This window comes from Pseudomonas sp. AP19, assembly GCF_001728855.1.
In the GTDB taxonomy this organism is placed as follows: Bacteria; Pseudomonadota; Gammaproteobacteria; order Pseudomonadales; family Pseudomonadaceae; genus Aquipseudomonas; species Aquipseudomonas fluorescens.
Genome location: NZ_LXJP01000144.1, coordinates 1 through 914, shown reverse-complemented (window position 1 = coordinate 914; position 914 = coordinate 1). Strand labels below are relative to the sequence as shown.

Genomic DNA, 914 nt, shown 5'->3' with positions numbered 1-914 from the left:
GGGCCAAGTGCTTGCGCTCGACTCAAAAAGCCCGGACTACTGCGGCGACCTCAATGATCTGCAGGGTCTGGCCGCCACCGTGCAACGGTTTGCACCTGACGTCATCGTCAATGCAGCGGCCTACACCGCCGTCGACAAAGCCGAAAGCGAGCCCGCCCAGGCCCTGCGTGTCAACGCAGAAGCCCCGGCGGTACTCGCCGCCGAGGCGCTGAAGCTGAACGCCTTGCTGGTGCACTATTCCACCGACTACGTGTTCGCCGGCACCGGCGACACGCCGTGGCTGGAAAGCGACCCGGTCGGCCCGCTGAGCGTCTACGGGACGACCAAGCTGCAGGGCGAGCAGGCCATCCAGGCCAGCGGCTGTGCGCACCTGATCTTGCGTACCAGCTGGGTCTACGCAGCGCGCGGTAACAACTTCGCCAAGACCATGCTGCGCCTGGCCATTGAGCGCGACAGCCTGAACGTGATTGACGACCAGTTCGGTACGCCCACTGGGGCGGACCTGCTGGCCGACGTCACCGCGCACGCGATCCGCACTCTGGGCTCGAACCCGTCGTTGAGCGGGGTGTATCACCTCGCCGCCGCAGGTGAGACCACCTGGCACCGCTATGCCCGCTTCGTGCTCGAACAGGCGCAAGCGGCTGGCGTGCAGCTCAAGGTCGAACCGGCCAAGGTGGGCGCGATCACCACCGCGGCCTACCCGACGCCGGCCAAACGCCCGGGCAACTCCCGACTCAACACTCAAAAACTGCAGAATGCCTTCTCACTGCGCCTGCCTGAATGGCAGGACGGCGTGGCACGGATGCTTAAAGAAATTCTAGAGAAATGAACATGCTTAAACGTAAAGGAATCATTTTGGCCGGTGGTTCAGGCACACGCCTGCACCCTGCAACCTTGGCAATCTCCAAGCAATT

Annotated in this window: 2 protein-coding genes; both read left to right on the top strand. The window is 63.5% G+C overall.

Annotated elements, in window-relative coordinates; genetic code table 11:
* Nucleotides 1–829: dTDP-4-dehydrorhamnose reductase (gene rfbD / locus A7D21_RS34030; RefSeq protein WP_069553855.1), on the top strand; the 829-nt coding region annotated here is incomplete at its 5' end.
* A 2-nt stretch (nucleotides 830–831) separates the two neighbouring features.
* Nucleotides 832–914: sugar phosphate nucleotidyltransferase (locus tag A7D21_RS35715; RefSeq protein ID WP_141718333.1), on the top strand; the 83-nt coding region annotated here is incomplete at its 3' end.